Annotated in this window: 17 protein-coding genes; 8 read left to right on the top strand and 9 right to left on the bottom strand. The window is 34.6% G+C overall.

Annotated elements, in window-relative coordinates; all coding sequences use genetic code 11:
• Window positions 1-34 precede the first annotated feature (34 nt).
• From D0817_RS21955 to D0817_RS21945, 3 genes are all read right to left on the bottom strand, one after another.
• Window positions 35-505 carry an Lrp/AsnC family transcriptional regulator gene (locus tag D0817_RS21955; protein WP_007811264.1) on the bottom strand — a complete coding sequence of 157 codons (471 nt, stop codon included), beginning with the start codon at window positions 503-505 and terminating at the stop codon, window positions 35-37.
• A gap of 145 nt (window positions 506-650) precedes the next feature.
• Window positions 651-1400, bottom strand: coding sequence for a uroporphyrinogen-III synthase (locus D0817_RS21950; RefSeq protein WP_127340493.1), 750 nt, complete (start codon window positions 1398-1400; stop codon window positions 651-653).
• Window positions 1401-1414: 14 nt separating this feature from the next.
• On the bottom strand, window positions 1415-2083 hold the full coding sequence (locus D0817_RS21945) for a DUF4271 domain-containing protein (protein ID WP_127340492.1): 669 nt from the start codon (window positions 2081-2083) through the stop codon (window positions 1415-1417).
• 106 nt (window positions 2084-2189) lie between these two features.
• Between D0817_RS21945 and D0817_RS21940 the strand changes: the two genes are divergently transcribed.
• The 3 genes from D0817_RS21940 to D0817_RS21930 are packed head-to-tail and all read left to right on the top strand — an operon-like array spanning window position 2190 to window position 4733.
• Window positions 2190-2915, top strand: a complete 726-nt coding sequence (locus D0817_RS21940) for a polyprenol monophosphomannose synthase (RefSeq protein WP_127340491.1) — start codon at window positions 2190-2192, stop codon at window positions 2913-2915.
• 11 nt (window positions 2916-2926) lie between these two features.
• Window positions 2927-4267: a dihydroorotase gene (locus D0817_RS21935; RefSeq protein WP_127340490.1), complete on the top strand. Its 1341-nt coding sequence runs from the start codon at window positions 2927-2929 to the stop codon at window positions 4265-4267.
• Window positions 4268-4277: 10 nt separating this feature from the next.
• Complete coding sequence (locus tag D0817_RS21930) at window positions 4278-4733, top strand: DUF4296 domain-containing protein (RefSeq protein WP_127340489.1); 456 nt, start codon at window positions 4278-4280, stop codon at window positions 4731-4733.
• A 2-nt stretch (window positions 4734-4735) separates the two neighbouring features.
• Here D0817_RS21930 and D0817_RS21925 read toward each other — a convergent pair whose 3' ends face one another.
• Both D0817_RS21925 and D0817_RS21920 read right to left on the bottom strand, forming a co-directional pair.
• Window positions 4736-5737 carry an NAD-dependent epimerase/dehydratase family protein gene (locus tag D0817_RS21925; RefSeq protein ID WP_127340488.1) on the bottom strand — a complete coding sequence of 334 codons (1002 nt, stop codon included), beginning with the start codon at window positions 5735-5737 and terminating at the stop codon, window positions 4736-4738.
• Window positions 5738-5880: 143 nt separating this feature from the next.
• Complete coding sequence (locus tag D0817_RS21920) at window positions 5881-7128, bottom strand: porin family protein (RefSeq protein WP_127340487.1); 1248 nt, start codon at window positions 7126-7128, stop codon at window positions 5881-5883.
• 259 nt (window positions 7129-7387) lie between these two features.
• Between D0817_RS21920 and tyrS the strand changes: the two genes are divergently transcribed.
• From tyrS to D0817_RS21905, 3 genes are all read left to right on the top strand, one after another.
• Complete coding sequence (gene tyrS, locus D0817_RS21915; protein ID WP_127340486.1) at window positions 7388-8683, top strand: tyrosine--tRNA ligase; 1296 nt, start codon at window positions 7388-7390, stop codon at window positions 8681-8683.
• 100 nt (window positions 8684-8783) lie between these two features.
• Window positions 8784-9131 (top strand): hypothetical protein, encoded by a 348-nt coding sequence (locus D0817_RS21910; RefSeq protein WP_127340485.1) that lies wholly within the window; start codon window positions 8784-8786, stop codon window positions 9129-9131.
• A gap of 205 nt (window positions 9132-9336) precedes the next feature.
• On the top strand, window positions 9337-9684 hold the full coding sequence (locus tag D0817_RS21905) for a hypothetical protein (RefSeq protein WP_127340484.1): 348 nt from the start codon (window positions 9337-9339) through the stop codon (window positions 9682-9684).
• Window positions 9685-9744: 60 nt separating this feature from the next.
• On the opposite strand, the gene D0817_RS21900 is transcribed toward D0817_RS21905, so the two are convergent.
• The 4 genes from D0817_RS21900 to D0817_RS21885 form a co-directional block, all read right to left on the bottom strand.
• Window positions 9745-10725 carry a LuxE/PaaK family acyltransferase gene (locus tag D0817_RS21900; protein ID WP_127340483.1) on the bottom strand — a complete coding sequence of 327 codons (981 nt, stop codon included), beginning with the start codon at window positions 10723-10725 and terminating at the stop codon, window positions 9745-9747.
• Between the two features lie 155 nt (window positions 10726-10880).
• On the bottom strand, window positions 10881-11219 hold the full coding sequence (locus D0817_RS21895; protein ID WP_127340482.1) for a T9SS type A sorting domain-containing protein: 339 nt from the start codon (window positions 11217-11219) through the stop codon (window positions 10881-10883).
• Between the two features lie 107 nt (window positions 11220-11326).
• Window positions 11327-12565 (bottom strand): beta-helix domain-containing protein, encoded by a 1239-nt coding sequence (locus D0817_RS21890; protein ID WP_238160926.1) that lies wholly within the window; start codon window positions 12563-12565, stop codon window positions 11327-11329.
• Between the two features lie 146 nt (window positions 12566-12711).
• A complete protein-coding gene (locus tag D0817_RS21885) occupies window positions 12712-15519 on the bottom strand; it encodes a TonB-dependent receptor (protein ID WP_127340481.1) in 2808 nt (935 codons plus the stop codon).
• A 229-nt stretch (window positions 15520-15748) separates the two neighbouring features.
• On the opposite strand from D0817_RS21885, the gene D0817_RS21880 reads away from it, so the two are divergent.
• The gene (locus tag D0817_RS21880; RefSeq protein WP_026983516.1) at window positions 15749-16432 is read left to right on the top strand and encodes a response regulator transcription factor; all 684 of its coding nucleotides are present in this window, start codon (window positions 15749-15751) and stop codon (window positions 16430-16432) included.
• A gap of 229 nt (window positions 16433-16661) precedes the next feature.
• Entirely contained in the window at window positions 16662-17747 is a 1086-nt protein-coding gene (locus D0817_RS21875) for a sensor histidine kinase (protein WP_127340480.1), read from the top strand.
• Window positions 17748-17766 lie beyond the last annotated feature (19 nt).

Raw genomic sequence — 17766 nt, 5'->3', positions numbered from 1 at the left:
TTTTCTAATTATCTAATTGACACATTTTCTAATTTTAAAGCTGAATCTGCCTGTCAATCTGTTGGTCCAGGGAGATGAAAGTTTCTGTTCTGGAAACGCCTTCGATAGCTTGTATTTTAGTATTTAAGAGCTGCATTAGGTGTTCGTTGTCGCGACAGATAATTTTTATCAGGACAGACCAGTTTCCGGTTGTATAGTGACATTCTAAAACCTCCGGGATTTTTTTCAGATCTTTTACGGCCTCAGAATTTCGGGAAGCTTTGTCGAGGTAAACGCCGATAAATGCCATGGTGTTGTAGCCCAGTACTTTTGGGTTTACCGTAAATTTTGAGCCTGAAATTACTCCTGATTGTTCCAGTTTCTTCAGACGCTGGTGAATCGCAGCTCCGGAAATGCCTATTTTATTGGCAATCTGTAAAATGGGTTTTCGGGCATCATCCATTAGATAACGAAGAATTTCTTTATCGATACCGTCAATTTCAATTAGGAGAGAGTTGATTTTCATAAGAGTTGATATTTGAAACTAATTCTGGTAATTTGGTTTAGAATAGAAATCAAAAGTACTCTAAATGATTTTAAAATAAAAATTCCAAATCCCAACAGTTAAAGCTGGAATTTGGAATTTAAAATATTGTTATTTTCTAAAAGGCTTATTTTCCTTTATTGGCTTCACTGATGTATTTTTCCAAAGCCATTGTCATGGAAGGAGTTTCAGGAGTCGGAGCAAGAATGTCAATTCTTAATCCGTAATCTAAAGCTTCTTTTTGAGTTGTGCTTCCGAAAACAGCAATTCGGGTGTCGTTTTGTTTGAAATCCGGGAAATTTTTGAACAAAGATTTTATTCCGGTTGGACTAAAAAAGGCCAAAACATCATAATAAACATCTGCCAGATCAGATAAGTCACTCATTACAGTTTTGTAAAAAATAGCCTGAGTCCAGTCCACTTTAAGATTGTTTAAAGTAATAGGCGCATCTGCATTTAACTGATCAGAAGCCGGAAGTAAGAACTTTTCGTCCTTGTATTTTTTAATTAATGGAGATAAATCTGCAAAATCTTTTGCACCTACATAAATTTTACGCTTTCTGTACACTACATATTTCTGCAGGTAAAATGCTACGGCTTCAGATTGACAAAAATATTTCAGTCCTTCAGGAACTTTATAGCGCATTTCATCCGCTACTCTGAAAAAATGGTCTACGGCATTTCTGCTTGTCAAAATAATCGCAGTGTAATGATTTAGATCAATTTTCTGTAATCTAATCTCTTTTGCGTTAACCCCCTCCACATGAATAAATGGTCTGAAATCAATTTTTATTTTGTGTTTTTGTTGGAGCTCAAAGTAAGGAGAATTTTCCACTTTAGGTTCAGGCTGTGACACCAAAATTGTTTTCACTTTCATATTATAAACTTTTACTAAGCCACCTCTTTTGTAATCCAATAATACATGAAATAATAAGGGGCTATTTCAAGAGCGCAAAGATATAAAATAAAATAAAATAACTTGCTGATTATTATATTTTGATATGTTTTAATTGAAATAAAGTATGAGAATAGACTTATACATAGTGAAACACCGATGATTGCTAGCGGGACACTTTTCGGAATATTGTCGTAATAAAATAAAATGGCATTAAAAGGAAGGATAAAAACACCAATATAGGTTCGGTATGTTGCTTTTTGTAAGTTAAGAAGGTCTATAAATTCTTCAATATTGAATGAAGTGGCAACGATTTTTTCGATTAAATATTTTGCAAGAATGAAATAAAGTAAAAATGTGGCAATCTGAATGAATAAAATCCAGTCCGTTTTTGAGGCATATCCGAAAATATGCATCGTTAGCTGAATGAAAAAAGCAAAGGAAATAATTTGTACAAAGAACAAACCGACAATGAAACTGCCTTTGAGATTACTTGTATCACGATAGATTTTAGCATACTTATCTGAAAAAATAAGCTTGCTGAATTCGCTAAATCTGGTTTCGTATGCTGATTTAGTAATAGCCACAAGACCAAAGGCCAACACAAATAAAAATGTTGCCCAATCCTTGTTTTCGAAAATACGGGGATGAAGTTGTTCAATCATAACGTTACAAAATTAGTAATTTTTTATATCAATACTTTTATTATAAATTTATTATGAATCAAATGCCATAAAAAGTTTACTTTTGCGGTGAAATTTACCCAGAAAAATGAATGATTGTATTGTCATAATTCCCACTTATAACGAAATAGAAAACATAGAAAGTATAGTCAGAGCCGTACTTTCTCAACATAAACCTTTTCATCTTTTAATAATCGATGATAATTCCCCGGATCACACTGCTAGTAAGGTAGTTGCGTTGCAGGAAGAATTTCCGGGAAGATTGTTCCTGGAGGTAAGAGCTAAAAAATCCGGTCTGGGAACTGCTTATGTTCATGGTTTTAAATGGGCTTTAGAAAGAAAATACGATTTCATTTTTGAAATGGACGCCGATTTTTCCCATAATCCAAATGATCTAGAAAAATTGTTCGATGCCTGCCATTTCGGAGGTGCCGATTTAGCGATCGGATCGCGTTATGTAACCGGTGTAAATGTGGTGAACTGGCCACTAAGCCGCGTTTTGATGTCTTATTTTGCTTCGGTTTATGTGAAATTCATTACCGGAATGAAAATTCATGATGCTACAGCCGGTTTTGTCTGTTATAAAAGGGAAGTACTGGAAAAGATTAACCTTAATAAAATTAAATTTGTAGGCTATGCTTTTCAGATTGAAATGAAATACAGGACGTACTGTGGTAAATTTGCAATTTCAGAAGTGCCGATTATTTTTACAGACCGCACCAAAGGCGTTTCGAAAATGAGTAATGCTATTATTAAGGAAGCGATCCTGGGTGTAATATCACTTCGACTGAAAAAATTATTCAATACATTATAAAAGCTACGGTGATGAACAGAATTTTAATAAAGAACGCTAAAATTGTAAACGAAGGTTCGATTTTTGAAGGCGATGTATTGATTGAAAATGACTTAATTGTTGAAATTTCAGATAGTATCAGCTTAAAAACATCCGACTGTAAAGTTATTGATGCCGAAGGGAATTACTTAATTCCGGGTGCTATTGATGATCAGGTGCATTTCAGGGAACCGGGCTTAACCCATAAAGGAGATATTGAATCAGAATCCAGGGCGGCTGTTGCCGGAGGAATCACTTCTTTTATCGAGCAGCCTAATACGGTACCCAATGCGGTTACGCAGGAAATCTTAGAAGATAAATACCAGATTGCAGCCGTAAAATCATTTGCGAATTATTCGTTTATGATGGGGGCAACCAATGATAATCTTGAGGAAGTTTTAAAAACAAATCCAAAGAATGTTGCCGGAATCAAAATCTTTTTGGGTTCCTCAACCGGAAATATGCTGGTAGATAACGAGGCGACTTTAGAAAGAATATTTTCAAGTACGCCAATGTTAATCGCAGTACATTGCGAAGACGAAACGACTATCCAGAATAATTTGGCTCTGTTTAAAGAGCAATATGGCGAAGATGTTCCTGTAACGGCACATCATCTGATCAGAAGTGCGGAAGCGTGTTATATTTCCTCTTCCAAAGCAGTGGCGCTGGCTAAAAAAACAGGTGCCCGACTGCATATTTTTCATCTTTCCACAGCGAAGGAAATGGAATTGTTTACCAATAAAATTCCACTGGAAGATAAAAAGATTACCGCTGAGGTTTGTGTGCATCATCTTTGGTTTACCGATGAAGATTACAAAACGAAAGGAAATTTCATTAAATGGAACCCAGCCGTAAAAACGGCAAGCGACAGAAAAGCGCTTTGGGAAGCTTTGAATGATGGCCGTATTGATGTCATTGCTACCGATCACGCGCCACATACAAAAGAAGAAAAGAAACAATCGTACCTGAAAGCACCATCTGGCGGCCCACTGGTTCAGCATGCTGTTGTAGCGATGTTTGAAGCGCATCATCAGGGAAAAATCTCAGTGGAAAAAATCGTGGAAAAAATGTGCCATAATCCGGCCAGGATTTTCAAAATAGAAAAAAGAGGTTTTATAAAAGAGGGCTATTTTGCAGATTTGGTTATTGTAAACCCAAGCTTGCCATGGAGTGTTAATCCGGATAATATTTTATCAAAATGCGGATGGTCTCCATTTGAAGGCTTTGCTTTCAGGTCCAGAATCACGCATACTTTTGTAAATGGGGAACTGGTTTACAATAACTTTAAAGTAAAAGATATCCGTAACGGAAAAAGATTATTGTTCGACAGATAAAAAAAGACAGATGAAGAATTTTGTAGTGATCGTATTGGTTTTGTTTCTTTCCGTAAGTTGTAAAAAGGAGTTGGTAAAACAACCCAAGGGACTTATTGAGAGAGAAAAGATGATTGATATTATGTATGATCTGTCTCTTCTTGAAGCTATAAAATATCAAAATCCATTATCCTTAGATTCAAGCGATACCAGTCAGAAGAGATTTGTGTGGCAGAAATATAAAGTCGACAGTCTGCAGTTTGCACAAAGCAATATTTATTATGCTGCTGATTATGATGACTATAAAGATATGTTTGACGAAATAGCCAAACGGTTGGGAAAAAATCAGAGAGCGGCCGATTCATTAGCTAAAATTGATGAGAAAAAAGCAGCCAAAGCTCCTAAAGCAGATAAAACAAAATTGGTGAAGGTCAATGTTGACTCTATCAGAAGGACGATGCAAATGAAAAAGGCAATTCAGAAATAATCTTATAATTTTGAAATGTCCCTGACATACTGATGTACATCCAGAAAAACCGTTCCCAGAGCGGTTTTTATTTTTTCATTAGAATACAAACTTTTAGAATAAGAAGCTTTTGCCGTGGCTTTGGTAATTCTTCTTTTCTGAAAGAACAAAGTCGAAAAAATTCCATCGGCAATCCAGGCAAGATTCAATAAAAAAGGTTTAGCGTGAATGTGTGGTCTTTTTACTTTCAGCGTATCGGCAATTGTGTTCAGGATATCGCGAAAAACTATATTTTCGGCAATAAGTGTAAACCGTTCGTTTTTGATATCACTTTTCATTAATTCAAAAGCAGTTTTAATGACATCGATTACCGTAATAAATCCAGTACTCCCAAGTGTATAAAAAGAAAGTCCGTTGGCTACTTTTACATAAAATTCAGCGCTTCCCTGTTCGCAGCTTTTTGTATTCGGAATTGGACCTAAAATCACCCCCGGATTTATAATAATTACATCTAAGCCTTCCTGTAAGCCTCTCCAGACTTCCATTTCCGCGCCATATTTAGAAATAGCATAGTCACTATGTGGTTTTTCAGGATTCCATTCGGTTTCTTCTGTAATCACTGTTTCATGGGGAGCTAAGTCGCCTAAAGCAGCAATAGAACTCACAAAACAGAATTTTTTTACTTGTTTTGCGATAGAAAAATTAACCATATTGGCCGTTCCTTCAATGTTGGTTTTTCTCAATTTGTCTTCGTCCTTGGGATCAAGAGAAATGAAGGCTGCACAATGGTAAACATATTCAATTCCGGCAAATGCAATTTCTAAAGACGGAACATCGAGGATATCCGCTTCTACCCATTCGATTTTCGCAAATAAATCTTCTTTTTTATACAATTCGAAAACTAATCTGGTTTTCTGAATGTTGTTTGGTTTTCTGTAAATAGCCCTGACAGTTTCTCCATTTTCAATTAAATGAAGTAATAAATGCGAGCCGACCAAACCTGTTCCTCCTGTAACTAATACCATTTTGTAAAGATAGTATTTTTGATAAATCAATTGGTTATTGATTTTTATCATTGCAGATTTACCCGCCAGATAAAAAGAAAGCAACGAAAATAAATGGTTAATTTACTTTCGTTGCTTTAAAGTTTAAACAGGTGAATCTTTTACTAAAAAATAGTATAGCCAAAAATAAAATCTATTGAACTGTATTTTGCAGAATGATAGACATAGTTGACCAATTCGTTTTTTGTATTAAATCTCATCTCGGCTGAGAATTTATTTTTGAAATTATAACCTACTCCAAATGCCAGGTTTTTTCCCGGATTACCATCGAATTTCAGGGTACTGTTATCAGCCTTATTTGTGTAAACGATATCTGTCTTACTGCTTACGTCCAATGAATAGGCAGCATTGATAAAGATTTTAGAATTTTGATTCAAAAACATATAATGTCTTACACCTATTGGTAGTTGTATGGCACTATGGCTTATTTTTACATGATAAGGAGTTTGTGGATTTGATATAAATCCGCTGTAAACACTATAATCTTTTTCATCCTCGTATTTTTGATAGGCAGGATTGACAAAAACACTCCATTTGTTTTTGTTATAAGGAAGTATGTATTCAGCTTCAGCACCAATTCTGAAAATTACCTTTTTGTCGAGGTCAACAGTAAATTGGGAAGCAGCAGTATTTTTCATTGAAGCGGAAACGATGCTAACTCCTGGTGTTATTTTGATATAAAATTGGCTTTTAGTCGTTCTCTTACCGCTCTCTTCGCCTGAAGCAGGAGTGATATTGTTGAACTTAGAAAAATATTCTGTCAGGTCATCCTTTTTATATTTAAGATTTAGGATTTCTTTTTCGGTGGTTCCTTCAGATTTAACATTTCTAAAAAGCTGTTGTTTGTACTCGTTGTTTTCACTTATTCTTTCTGCGCCTTCATTTTTATCTGCCTGAATAAATTTGACATAAATCAGTTGTTCTGTCGGAATTGTTTTGGTCTCATAAAAATATCGGTTCGTATTGCCTTCCGTATACCCGTACAAAGTGGCATCACCGGCTACGAGTACTTTTAAGAAGATGGTTTCTTCTCTCCAGTCCGGATTTCTATTCATCGATATTTTTTTGAGGTCATCGCTTGAACGGTCTATTTTTATCTTGAATCTTTTGTAGGTGCTTTCATTGTCAATTCCGAATTCCTGTATCGTGGCAATGTTTTCTGTTGCAGGCTCTGAATCAGTAAGTTCTGTCTTGTATTTGAAATTTGTCGGATTGTCTTTCCAGTCTAAATTTTTGATATAGCATTCTGTTCTTTTTCCGCTATTTGAAATGAAATACCCTTTTTCAAATGATATTTGTGCATTGGAAATAGTGTAATAAAAGAATAAAGTAAGAAGTAAAATTTTTTTCATAAAGGGTTTTGTTTTTTGGCCAAAAGTAGTTAACGAAACAGAATAACCTACTGCTTCTTCAGGAAATTTTTTAAAACTTTTACAGGCTGATGCCAGAACTTTAAATACATGGATTTAAGTTCTGAAACCAGTGGGTTTATTCCTGAATTACCGGTTTATTTCTCAAATATAGCTGTAACGCAAAATCTTGACGCCATATAAAATTTATATGATACCACTACTGTGGAATTAATTATATTTGCACAAATTATTTTAAAAAATGAAAAATCTAGTTGAAGAATTAAAATGGCGCGGGTTATATCACGACAGTATGCCTGGAACGGAAGAACAATTACTGAAAGAAGTAACAACAGCGTATATTGGTTTTGATCCAACAGCAGATTCACTTCATATTGGAAGCATGGTTCAGATTATTTTACTGGTTCATTTAAAGAATTTTGGTCACCAGCCGATCGCTTTGGTTGGAGGTGCAACGGGAATGATTGGTGATCCGTCTGGAAAATCAGATGAAAGAAATTTATTAAACGAAGAAACCCTGGCTAAAAATGTAGCGGGAATAAAAAGTGTTTTATCTCGTTTCCTGGACTTTAATTCGACCGATAAAAATGCTCCGGTAATGGTGAATAACTACGATTGGATGAAAGAGTTTTCGTTTATTGATTTTGCGCGTGAAGTTGGAAAACGTATTACCGTGAATTACATGATGGCGAAAGATTCTGTAAAAAAGAGACTGAGCGGAGAAGGAGAAGGAATGTCCTTTACCGAATTTACCTATCAGTTAATTCAGGGATACGATTTTTACCATTTATATAAAAACAACAATTGTATTTTGCAAATGGGTGGTTCTGATCAATGGGGAAATATTACCACTGGTACAGAATTAGTCCGCAGAATGGGAGGCGAAAACTCAAAAGCTTTTGCGCTGACCACTCCTTTGATTACAAAAGCAGACGGATCTAAATTCGGGAAATCTGAAGGCGGAAACGTTTGGCTGGATGCTGATAAAACTTCGGTATATAAATTTTACCAGTTTTGGGTAAATGCTACAGATGTAGATGCCGAAAAATATATTAAGATTTTTACTTTCCTTGATAAAGGAGAAATTGACACTTTGATTGAAGAACATAAAGCCGCTCCTCATTTGAGAGTTTTACAAAAAAGATTAGCAGAAGAAATTACAATCTTCGTTCACAGTAAAGATGAATTGGAAAAAGCGATTCAGGCATCAAATATTTTATTCGGAAACTCAACGGCAGACGATTTAAAGCAATTGGATGAAGCGACTTTTTTAGAAGTTTTTGACGGAGTTCCACAAGCTGAAATTGAAAAAGCAGATTTAGAAAACGGATTGGATATCATCACGGTTTTAAATGAAAAAACGGGTTTCTTTAAATCAAACGGAGAAGCAAGACGTGCGTTGATGGCCAATTCAATTTCGGTAAACAGAGAGAAAATCAAAGAAGATTTTGTGTTAACGGGAAATGATTTAATCAACAATCAGTTTGTGTTGCTGCAAAGCGGAAAGAAAAATTATTTTGTGCTGAGAATTGTATAGTTGGTTAATCGTTGATTTGGTTAACTGTTTAATCGATTATTCGAAATTAACGATTAAACAAATCAACGATTAAACTTTTTTTGCCTAAATTAAAAAAAAGATGCTGGGAATTTTTTGTATGTATTGGGTTTGGAAGGCATTTAGCAATTTAGCCATTGAGTACCGTAAAAGTAAATGGAAATATTTCTTTTTGGGTTTAGGATCATATTATGCAGCTGTGGTAGTATCAGTTTCTATTGTTGTGGGTTTAATGTTGCTGGCTAAAGGTTTTGTCGGTATAGCCGATCCGGATTTTGGAAGCGCTGAATGGAATTTGTTTTATCTTTTGTCCGGGGCTTCAGGATGTTATGGATGTTATGTATTTCTGGCGCATAAAGCCAGAAAGGAAAAAGAATTATTAAACAAAAATGAAATAGAGTATATTGGTATTATAAGTGATGAAATTTAAAAGAAATTCTTTTATTTCTAACGCGTTTGGTTAACCAATGAAACAATCAACGATTAAACTTCTACAAAACCATCGAGTTACACCATCGAATATCAGAATTATCAAAACGTCCCAATACTTCGAAAGAGGGTTGGGATTTTTTTTTTTTTGATTAGAACTGAATAAGTTTTTTATTTACTAAGTTTATCCCCTTAAACTAAAAAAAATGATTGGAATATTATTTCTGTATTGGATTTGGAAAGCATTCAGCAATCTGGCTATTGCATACAATAAAAACAAATGGAAATATTTTTTCATTGGATTAGGTTCGTATTTTGGCGTTAATTTTTTGGCGGCTCTAATTTATGTTTTCGGGCTTGCAATTGTTTATGGAGTGGAGTCCTTAGATGATGATAGTAATTATAACTCAGGTTTGGATTTTATTTGTGCAATACTGGGAGGATTAGGATGCTATTTTATTTATAAATATCTGGAAAATAAAAATAAAAAAGAAAAAGAGCTTTTGAATCAGGACGAAATAGAAAGTATTGGTGTTGCAGCTGATGAAAATTAAAAACAAATCTTTTTTGGAAGCTTTCCGGTTAACCACCGAAACAAATCAACGATTAAACTATTACAAAACCATCAAATTACACCCTCGAATATCCGAATTATCAAAACGTCCCAATACTTCGAAAGAATTGTTGGGATTCTTTTTGCCTAAGTCCTGTGTAGCGATAAAAGAACACGAATTGATATTGGCCAAATCAATGACGTTGATTCCGCCGGTTTTTCCGTCTTTTACGTAAGTGAGGGCATCTTCCGGATCCCGGACCAGAATTGTCATCCAGGAAGGACATTCAAAAACACCTTCTCCTAAAGAATAAGCCTGTCCTAAAAGTTCTGTCATTCCGTATTCAGAGTGAATGGCGTGCACCCCGAAGCCTTTGCAAAGCTGTTCGTGAAGTTCTTCGCGAATCATTTCTTTACGTTTGCCTTTCATTCCTCCGGTTTCCATAATAATCGTATGCTGAAGCTCAAACTGATGTTTTTCAATTAAATCCAATAAAGCATAAGTAACGCCAATCAGGATTGTATTTTGGCCTTCCTGGTCTAATTCAATAAGCTTTTGGATCAGTTCTTCGTGGTTGTGTAAATAAAACCCGCTTTCAGGCTGATTGGAAAGTTTGATGAGGTCTTCGACCATGTAGATTAACGAAGAGCCTTCCCGTTCGAGATAAGACGGCAAAAGGGCTAAAACAACGTAATCTTCAATATTGCCATAAAATTCGGAGAATCCTTTTCGGTAGCTTTCTTCATATAAAGAAACATCGGTTACTAAATGTTTACTGGTGATCATGCCTGTAGTTCCGCTGCTGGTAAAAGTGACCTGGGCAGGATCGGTATTAGAAACCACATTATGGCTTTTGAAAAACTGAATAGGCAGAAAAGGAATTTGCTGTATTGATTTTACCTGTTGCGGATTTACTTTTAAGAAATCACAAAAATCACGATATACTTTGTTGTTCTCATGCTGAAAACGAAACACTTTTAGTGCTGTTTTTTCAAATTGTTTCTGACCTGAAATGGTAAATATATCGCTGGCTGTAATCAAAACTTTTTTTGTGCAAAGGTAGGGATAATTGTAAAAAGTCTGCAGTTTTCAGTCTCAGTTTTCAGTCTTAATCTGCATAGTTACTGAAAACTCAAAACTGCGACTGCGTACTATTAAAAAAGGCTCCAATGAATATTGGAGCCTTTTTTAATGTTTTATCGAATAATGAGCTTTCGCGTTGCGGTAGCATTTTCTTCGCTGATTTTTATAATGTAAACGCCGGGAGCTAAATCTGCGACATTTAATTCTTTTGAAGTCAGGTGGGTCTGAATCACTTTTTTGCCTAAAAGGTCAAACACAATAATTTCCTTCTCTAAATCGTTCTTAGTGGAGATGTATATTTTACCATTTAAGACCGGGTTAGGATACAGGCTCAGCCCCTCTATAGTATTTCCATCCTGAGGTTTTGACGTTTGTTTACTGTCTTGTGCAGAAGCACTTACGGTAAAGAAAAAAGCCAGTAAGATTATAATATAAAAGTAGTTTTTCGCCATCGCATATTTTTAGATAAGTAAATATACAAAAAAAATTACAAAAATGACGCCAAAAAAAAACATCCTAAAAATTTAGGATGTTTTTAACAATTATCTTTGTGATATTCTTATTTGATTAAGTTTACACCTCCAACATTAGCCCATGCACCAGTAGTCAATGAAGCTCCGGTAGCAGTTGCACTTTGGGTAAACGTTCCAGTAGGGAAAGCAACTACGATTGCACTTGTTGCTCCAATAGGATTTACTTCTGCAGTATTTGTAATTTTGGCATTTGTAATTTTTATTTTAGATGTAAGCACTTGATTAGTATTAGTAGTTGCATCTTGAATTTTTACAGCAGCACCTTTGTAAGTTGTTCCGGCTTCTGTGTAAGTACCATAACCATCGATGATAATGTTATTGTATTCACCATTTGCTTCTCTTTTGAATTGGAAAGCATCTATTTCAATTGCTCCAGCAACTTCAGGAGTAGTTCCAGCTTCTCTTTTTAATGTGATGTTAGCAATTTTTGGAAAAAAAGCATTGTTTACGTTTGAAGCTTCTATTTCCATACCGTAGTTACCTTTTACTGTTTGGTAAGCATACCAGTTTGAATTACCTTGACCTTGCCATCCATCTTGCCAGTCAAAAGCATCATCATAATTACCGTAAGAAATGGCATTTGTCATGCTTACAGTTCCTCCGAAAAATTCGAATCCGTCATCAGCACCTTTGTAAGCTACTAAGTGATCTAGAGTCGTTCCAGAACCCACGGAATAAAAAGTAAACGCATTATTTTCTTTAGTACCGTCAGCTAATTTAGCTCCAGCGTATTCTACTCTTACATAACTTAGTGTTCCTCCATTATGAGTCGCATTTGTTCCTCCGTAAGGTAAAGCGTTTCCGTCTTCTGAAGTTGAAGTTGTAACCCCACCAACAGCTTTTATAGGTGCATCACCGTACATTATAATACCTCCCCAAGAACCTGGAGTTGAAGATGCTTCTGTAAATACCACTGGTTTTTCAGCAGTACCATTAATATTTAATTTTCCTCCGTTTAAAACAACTAATGCGTTGTCTCCGGTAGTTTTGTTAGCTGTAATTGTAGATCCAGCGTCGAAAGTAACAGTTACTCCGGCTGCAATTTTAACAATACCTTTAAGAGTGTAAGTTCCGAAAGCGAAAGTTTTGTTTGCAGTGATAGTACCGCTGATTTCACCTGTTGCTGGTGGAGTAACCGGAGTTGGATCGTCACTACTTGAGCATGAATTGAAAAAGAAGCCTGCAACAAGTGCTAAAGCAAGAAATTTAGTTTTCATAATTTTTGTGTTGTATTGTTTGAATTTTATTTTTGTCAAAATTAGCATGCAAATCCTTGTAAAGTGTTATCTCAGTATTACATTACAGTTACGAAAAAACAACTTTAATGTCAAGAGAATGTTAAGAGGAACTGGCTGTAGACTAAAAAAAAGCCTCAATAAATGAGGCTTTGTATTCTTGTTTTTTAATTGAGTTAGAAGGTGTAGCCAAGATTTAGCGAAAACGCTCTTCCTCTCTTATAACTATTCGTTATTGATGAAGATTCAATAATCTGAGAAGTACCGTTGTTCCCTTGTTCGTATTTGCGTACAGGATCGAGTAAGTTTTCAGCACTAAATTTTAGATCCCAATGATCAGATAATTTGTTGCTCCATACGAAGTCCAATTGACTTACAGGTAACTCATAAATATGATCTAAACCTCCTGTGCCTACTGCATAAATTCTTTTTCCAAATACAGAATAAACAGCAGAAACAGTATTACTCCATTTTTCACTTAAATTAAATTGATATTTCAAATCTGAGTTAATCAACCATTTTGATGCTCCCTGTAATTCTCTTGATTTAAAAGTTTCAATAGAGGTAGTGATGTTTCCTTCACTGTCTGTAGTAGTTGGTTTTACATCTACTTTTGTATGCATTAATGAAGTATTAAATCCAAAGGAGAAATCAGATAAACTTTTATTGATTCTTTCAAAATCAAAGATCAGTTCAATTTCTGCACCATATAAAACGGCATTGTCCGAATTTAAATAAGTAGTAATTGTTGAATTTGCAGCGTTCGAAATAAAAGTTCTTTCGATAGGCTGATCGATTTTCTTTCCAAATAAACCTACTACAAATATTTCCTTTGCAGTTGGGAATAATTCATATTTTAAATCAATATTGTAGTTGTCACTATTTGTTAAAAATGGATTACCTTTTGTAGAAGTACCATCAGCATTGATATATTCTATAGGATAAGATTCCATAATTACAGGCCTTGTATAGGTTTTTCCAGCAGCAAAACGAATATTTGAATTTTCTTGTAAACCGTATTTTATATTTAAAGATGGTAAAACATACAAGTTGTCATATTTTAAAACTTTAAATGGGTCTGAAAACGAACCTTGTGTTCTGTATTTTGTTTCTCTCATTGTGCTTTCTAAACGGACTCCTCCTGCTACTTCCCATTTTGTTCCAAACTTGTAAAGTAAATTAGCATAACCGGCATTTGAAGACTCACTTAATTTAGCCTGGTAAGTTGCGTTTGAACTTTCTCTGAAACTAACCGCGTTTGAAGCCAAGTAACTATTAAACTGAGTATCCAAGGAATTTGTTGGAACTGTAATACTGTTAGGTGCGCTGTTATTTATCGGACTTACAAAACGATACGACGATTCCATATCTGACATATTTCCATTATATCCTGCTGTGAAAATGTTATTTTTTTCATCTTTTCCAAATTTTAGCATATATTCTCCTAATCCTGAAAAATATGAATTACCAGTAATATCAAGATATTGTTTGATGAAGTTATTTCCTGCAATAGAAACTACAAGATCATTATCTCCGGTTTTAGTTCCCGAAAAGAATTTTCTGTCAGGTTGTGAGTATTTTGTAACGGCAAATGAAGCAGCCGCTTTTAATGTTTGACTTTTGTCTTCACTTAAGGCGTATTCTGCAGATAGCTGATTGTTTAGGTAGTCGGAAACATCTAACTGATTTGTTCTGATTAATACTTCGTTATTGCTTGAATTTGAATCTGCAACTCCATACTGATCCTTAATTAAATTTTCAGTAGTTCTGATGTAAAGGGTGTTAAATGAAAGTTTCCACTTTTGAGTCGTATAGTTCAAACCTAAAAGAGATGATAAAGACGTTTTATATCTGTACTCGGTGTTATCAAAATTATTTCGGTAAGTAAAACCGGATGGGTTATTAGTAAAAGTTCTTTCAGCACCATTTCTAAAAGAGTAGTTATTATCAAAACTTATTGAAAGTAAATAAGATAATGATCTTTCTTTTTCAAGATTAAATTTTTCTGAATGTAAAAAACTGAAACTTGTATTTAGTGGACTTTTGGTTTCAGCAACATCAAATCCGCTTTTAAAAGAAGCTAATGATTCATCTGGAGTTAACGTACGACTTGACGGTGTATCTCCTAATAGGCCTGGAAGTTCTCTGTCTTTATCTGTTAATCCAAAAAAGCCTTTAGTGTTATCAGCATCCTTAGAAATTAAAAATCTTTTTAAATTATTATTTATTGTGTATCCTGCGCCAATATTTATTTTAGTAACGCTTTTTGAACCTCTTGAGGTTTGAATATTAAACGTTCCTCCTGCAAAATCCCCGTAAATATTTGGATTAAAAGTTTTGTAAACTTCAATTACACCAACAATATCAGTTGAAAATAAATCAAGTGGAATTATTTTTTTAAATGGATTATTTGTTGGCGCTGCAAGATCATTAATTAACAAATTGTTGTAACGATCTTCAAGACCACGAACAAATAAGCCTCTTGATCCTACTTTTGTGATTCCCGTAATTTTTGTTAAACCTTCTTCTACGTCACTTACACCCTTTCTTGACATTTCCTGTGCGCCAATACTTTGTTTGATAACAACAGCATTTTTTTGATCTAGTAATAACGCTGTTTCTTTTTCTCTGTTAGCTGTTGATTTTACAACAACGTCTTTAAGAGTATAGCCACCTGAAGAAAGTACCTGATCTACAGTAATAGTTTCATTTGCTTTAACGGTTACCGGTTTTTCAACTGATTCATAACCTACAAAGCTGAAAATTATAGTGTAACTTCCCGGATTTACATTTAAGGTATATTTACCGTCAATGTCAGTGTTTGCGCTAATGTTTGTTCCTTTAATTAAGACATTTGCAAATGGTAATGCCTGATTGTTAGATTCCTTGTCGGTTAATACACCAGAAATCGTACCTTTGTTCTGAGCGACCGAAATCGTGCAGATAAATAATGTGATTAATAGAAATTTAAGATTGAATTTCATTTGAGTTGTGTTTAATTTATTTTTTTGCAAAGAAAGAACCGCCCTGTAAAGTTCATGTTACGCACTTGTTATGTTTTTGTGTGCTGTAGATTATCAAATTGTTACCAGATTAAATTACCGTTAACAGGGATTTTTGACTGTTGATTTATTATTATATTTACCATCGCAATTAAAAACCATCGGATTTTCAGGAATAAATCTGATGAGAAAACTCAATTTTTGCTACTTTATGAAAAAAACACAAACCAAGATCTTATTAGTTGATGATGAACCGGATATTCTTGAAATCGTTGGCTATAACCTTGCTCAGGAAGGCTATCAGATTGTAACGGCCTCAAATGGAAAAGACGCTATCGCAAAAGCCCAGAAAGAATTACCGGACTTAATTATTATGGATGTGATGATGGCTGAAATGGACGGAATGGAAGCCTGCGAACATATCAGAAAAATACCAGAATTAAATAATGTAATCATAACATTTTTAACGGCAAGAAGCGAAGATTATTCTCAAGTTGCTGGTTTTGATGCAGGTGCAGATGATTACATCACCAAACCAATAAAACCAAAATTATTGGTAAGCAAAGTAAAGGCTTTGTTAAGAAGGTTAAAAGAACAAGAAGTGGTTAGTGATACCTTAAATGTGGGCGGAATCGAAATTAACCGTGAAGAATATAAAATTATCAAGGGGAATGTAGAGATTGCATTACCAAGAAAAGAATTCGAATTGTTTTACCTGTTAGCCTCAAAACCAGGAAAAGTTTTTAAAAGAGATGAGATTCTTGATAAAGTCTGGGGTAACGAAGTAGTTGTTGGCGGAAGAACAATCGATGTGCATATCAGAAAGTTACGCGAAAAGATCGGAGAAGATCTTTTTAAAACCATAAAAGGTGTTGGTTATAAATTTGAAGTTTAAATTTTTTTAAGAAACTGAGGTTCTGAGATAACAGGTTGCTAAGGCTCTTACTGTAATTTGGAATTTTAGTTAAGATTTAAAAGGATTCAAATTATTTTAAAAACATTCCATAAATTTAAACCATATAAGGAGTTGAAGTTCGTAGAAATTTATATGAACTTCAATTTCTTATGTGGTTTTTAAGTTAAGTTTAATTTGTCTAAAGTCCCGTAATGATTAAATACTATCAATGAAAATTAATTTTAAAAAAACATACAAATTTGCTATAAAGTCAGCATTATATATCAGTCTTTTTACAACTGGTTTTGTAATGATGCTGATGTCTTTATTTTATAAAAATCAACTCAAACATCAAATTGCATTTGCATTAATCTTTATTATCTCCGTATATATTTTCTCGTTTTTGGTTTTACAATACCGTGTAGAACGCTTTATATACAGAAGAGTTAAAAAAATATACGATGAGGTTTCCTTATTAGAATCAACTACACTGATCAATCAGCCCATAACGACAGACATGGAAACGCTTTCCCGTGAAGTGAAAAAGTTTGCCACCGATAAAAAACTCGAAATTGAAATGCTGGAAATCAGGGAACAATACCGAAGAGAGTTTCTCGGAAATGTTTCGCACGAACTAAAAACACCTTTGTTTACGGTTCAGGGCTATGTTTCGACTTTGCTAGATGGTGCCATGGACGATAAAAACATCCGTAAAAAATACCTGAAACGTGCCGAAAAGGGAGTAGAGCGGCTGATCTATATTGTTGAAGATCTCGATATGATTACCAAACTCGAATCGGGTGATCTGGATTTACTCATGACGGATTTTGATATTGTGGAACTGATTGAAAATGTTTTCGATTTATTAGAAATGAAAGCCGATAAAAAGAAAATCAAACTGGCTTTTGAAAGTAAAAATATTAAATCACTTATCGTTCGTGGAGACCAGGACCGAATTCAGCAGGTACTTGAAAACCTGATTGTAAACTCTATCAAATACGGTAAAGACGGAGGATTAACAGAAGTGGGCGTGGTCAATTTGACGAAGAAAAAAGTGTTGATTCGTATCAGCGATAATGGGGAAGGAGTTGAAAAGCAAAATATTCCAAGGCTTTTTGAACGTTTTTACAGAGTCGATAAAAGTGGAACCCGTTCTGAAGGCGGTTCCGGACTTGGACTGGCAATTGTAAAACATATTATTGAAGCCCACAAAGAGAAAGTATATGTGGAAAGTGAGTTCGGAATTGGTTCTGAATTCTCTTTTACACTCGAAAAAGCGCTTAAAACACAGAAAGCTGAAGTTAAGTTATTGTAATGTTTGTTTTGAGAAACCC

It is taken from the genome of Flavobacterium cupreum (assembly GCF_003996965.1).
GTDB lineage: Bacteria > Bacteroidota > Bacteroidia > Flavobacteriales > Flavobacteriaceae > Flavobacterium > Flavobacterium cupreum.
Note: the sequence above shows the minus strand (reverse complement) of the source record. Positions and strands in the feature narration are given on the sequence as shown.

What these genes read in the sequence shown, in the direction of transcription:
- D0817_RS21875 (WP_127340480.1), top strand. Translation starts at nt 16,662, where the DNA reads ATGAAAATTAATTTTAAAAAAACATACAAATTTGCTATAAAGTCAGCA.
- D0817_RS21940 (WP_127340491.1), top strand. Translation starts at nt 2,190, where the DNA reads ATGAATGATTGTATTGTCATAATTCCCACTTATAACGAAATAGAAAAC.
- D0817_RS21930 (WP_127340489.1), top strand. Translation starts at nt 4,278, where the DNA reads ATGAAGAATTTTGTAGTGATCGTATTGGTTTTGTTTCTTTCCGTAAGT.
- D0817_RS21925 (WP_127340488.1), bottom strand. Translation starts at nt 5,737, where the DNA reads ATGGTATTAGTTACAGGAGGAACAGGTTTGGTCGGCTCGCATTTATTA.
- tyrS (WP_127340486.1), top strand. Translation starts at nt 7,388, where the DNA reads ATGAAAAATCTAGTTGAAGAATTAAAATGGCGCGGGTTATATCACGAC.
- D0817_RS21880 (WP_026983516.1), top strand. Translation starts at nt 15,749, where the DNA reads ATGAAAAAAACACAAACCAAGATCTTATTAGTTGATGATGAACCGGAT.
- D0817_RS21935 (WP_127340490.1), top strand. Translation starts at nt 2,927, where the DNA reads ATGAACAGAATTTTAATAAAGAACGCTAAAATTGTAAACGAAGGTTCG.
- D0817_RS21920 (WP_127340487.1), bottom strand. Translation starts at nt 7,128, where the DNA reads ATGAAAAAAATTTTACTTCTTACTTTATTCTTTTATTACACTATTTCC.
- D0817_RS21890 (WP_238160926.1), bottom strand. Translation starts at nt 12,565, where the DNA reads ATGCTAATTTTGACAAAAATAAAATTCAAACAATACAACACAAAAATT.
- D0817_RS21905 (WP_127340484.1), top strand. Translation starts at nt 9,337, where the DNA reads ATGATTGGAATATTATTTCTGTATTGGATTTGGAAAGCATTCAGCAAT.
- D0817_RS21895 (WP_127340482.1), bottom strand. Translation starts at nt 11,219, where the DNA reads ATGGCGAAAAACTACTTTTATATTATAATCTTACTGGCTTTTTTCTTT.
- D0817_RS21955 (WP_007811264.1), bottom strand. Translation starts at nt 505, where the DNA reads ATGAAAATCAACTCTCTCCTAATTGAAATTGACGGTATCGATAAAGAA.
- D0817_RS21885 (WP_127340481.1), bottom strand. Translation starts at nt 15,519, where the DNA reads ATGAAATTCAATCTTAAATTTCTATTAATCACATTATTTATCTGCACG.
- D0817_RS21950 (WP_127340493.1), bottom strand. Translation starts at nt 1,400, where the DNA reads ATGAAAGTGAAAACAATTTTGGTGTCACAGCCTGAACCTAAAGTGGAA.
- D0817_RS21910 (WP_127340485.1), top strand. Translation starts at nt 8,784, where the DNA reads ATGCTGGGAATTTTTTGTATGTATTGGGTTTGGAAGGCATTTAGCAAT.
- D0817_RS21945 (WP_127340492.1), bottom strand. Translation starts at nt 2,083, where the DNA reads ATGATTGAACAACTTCATCCCCGTATTTTCGAAAACAAGGATTGGGCA.